Origin of the sequence: Campylobacter troglodytis, from assembly GCF_006864425.1 — a bacterium.
GTDB lineage: Bacteria > Campylobacterota > Campylobacteria > Campylobacterales > Campylobacteraceae > Campylobacter_D > Campylobacter_D troglodytis.
The window spans coordinates 1-2,204 of sequence record NZ_QHLI01000122.1; the positions used below are offsets into that span (position 1 = coordinate 1).

Sequence of the window (2,204 nt, forward strand, 5' to 3'; positions counted from 1 at the left end):
TGCAAATAATGCCTTAAAATCTATGCTAGAATCATTAACTCAGCTTTATGATAAGGCACATTTTACTTATAGAATTTTTAGCATTAGAGTGGCTTATAGTTTGAAATATCAAACTTTTCAAGTGGTTTAAGGTTTTGTTTTAGTATGATAGTGGCAAGATTTACAAATGTGATATAACAATAAAGACATCTTACGAAAATGTGGTATTTGCTATTTGAATTCAAGTGAATATTGCAAATCAAATGTATTAGATTTGAGTGAATTATCAAATTAAGACAACTTAAGATTGATTGAGTATAATTTGTATATTTTTTAAGGATTCAGCTAAATGAAAACTTTTTACTTATGGTTTGCCAAAAGCACTAAAAATAAAATTATCGCTTTTGGTATAATCTTTCTGCTTTCATTTTGCTATGTTTTTTTGCATAGACCATTGGGGCTAGTAATATTTTCCATAGATCAACAGAGCTATTCGCACAATGCTTACAACTTAGATGAAATAAGAAACAATATAAGTAATAAAGATATGTTTTTAAGCTTAGTGAATGAATATAATCTTGCTGACAAAGAAAAATTTCACAAAAAAGAACTCTTAAATTATATAGACAATTTTAATACGGACTTATTTATAGTTAATGTGTTGGGATTGAATGAGTGGTATTATCAAGGATTGCTTATGAAGGCAAGAATCTATGCTAATGAAAAGGGCATGTATGTTGCTTACAAGGCACATAAAGAGATTGTTATTACAAAAAATGATCTTATATCAATGTTGGACTTTTTAAATATATTTAACAATATTGTATCCTTTTTTAATAATCTAAACTCAAAAGATTCTTCGTATAATCGGTATATGATTCAATCAAATATCACTCAATTTTTGCTTATTCAACCAGAAATATATTTTTTAGCATTTAGAGATAATAAATTATGTCTAGTAGTAGACAGTCAAATCAAAAATGCTTTACTAGAAAGATTATCTAGCATAAAAAAGGTATTGTTGCAACCTTATAATGAATTAGATATGAAACGACTGGATACATTTATCATAAAGCCAATAAATGAACTTAAGGAGCAATTAAATGATTGCAGATAAAGATAATGATGAGAGCAAAATCAAAAATAAAGAAGCCTATGATGGCATAGTAGGTGCATTATTAAATGGTGGTATGCCAAAAGCAGTGGTGGAATACGACAAAATGGCAAGAAAAGCCAAACATGAACAAGATAGATTAAAAAAGCAACAAGAAGTGTTTGAAAAGGTGGGCGATATATTTGGAAATGCTACTAGCATTATGGGAGATTTAGATAAACGATTTACCGCACTACAACCAATCACTATGCCAATAAAAATTATGACAAAAAGAGTAAGTAATACATTTAATGTGTTGGACTATACAATAGAATATCAATTAAATGGCTCAAAGGGAGTTACTGTTAAAATAATTAGTAATTCTATAGAACAAGCAGTTTTTAGCGTTGGAGTAGGTATTAGCGTAAGTCTTGCTATAGCAACCGTAATAGCTGGTTATTTTTTATCTATACCGCTTATAGCAACGAGTATAATTGCATTTTTTATATTTTCTATTGGAATCACTGTATCAAATCTAGTAAGCACTTGGGTTGGTGATATGTCACAAAATATAATTAATTTTGCCTACGAATACATTTATATCTCAGCAAAAAAAGGCATAGAAAGGCTTCAAAATGGAATAGATTATTTTGTAAGCAAAGACTTATTTAATGACTTTCTGCACTTGTTAATGTTTAACAATGATAAAGGGCGGCAAGTTCTAGAATATGAATTAAGAGAAAGGTCTGGTGATGAAGTAGATGGAATGGATAGTATGGAAAAAAATAGAATGCTTTTTGTTAAATAAATGGTGTTTTGAATAAATGGAAATTAACAATATAACAACCTTTGAAAATATCAATAAATTAGACTTAGAATCTATAACTAAACATTCATCACTTCATTTGCTAAACGCCCTCTATCAATGCCAAGATTTTGCCATTGTTAATCCAAGCCTAAACGATGATAATGTAAGCTTCAAATTTGGTTATCACTCATCTTTCTACCTCTCATTTGTTGCAAACAAAAAATCTTTAAGCAACTCTTATTTAACTTCGCGTAAAGCCCTTTATAAATCCATAATGCAGATAAAAAAGGAAAAAGCAGAAGCACAAAAGCAAGAAATAGATTC

2 protein-coding genes and 1 pseudogene are annotated in these 2,204 nt (G+C 28.9%); all 3 read left to right on the forward strand.

Annotation, left to right across the window (positions count from 1 at the left end; all coding sequences use genetic code 11):
- Positions 1-328 precede the first annotated feature (328 nt).
- Positions 329-1,096, forward strand: a complete 768-nt coding sequence (locus DMC01_RS12240) for a hypothetical protein (protein ID WP_142694464.1) — start codon at positions 329-331, stop codon at positions 1,094-1,096.
- Entirely contained in the window at positions 1,083-1,880 is a 798-nt protein-coding gene (locus tag DMC01_RS12245) for a hypothetical protein (protein ID WP_142694465.1), read from the forward strand. Before DMC01_RS12240 ends, DMC01_RS12245 begins: the two co-directional genes overlap by 14 nt.
- Before the next feature lie 16 nt (positions 1,881-1,896).
- Positions 1,897-2,204 (forward strand): annotated as a pseudogene (locus DMC01_RS14550) (hypothetical protein); the annotation flags it as partial.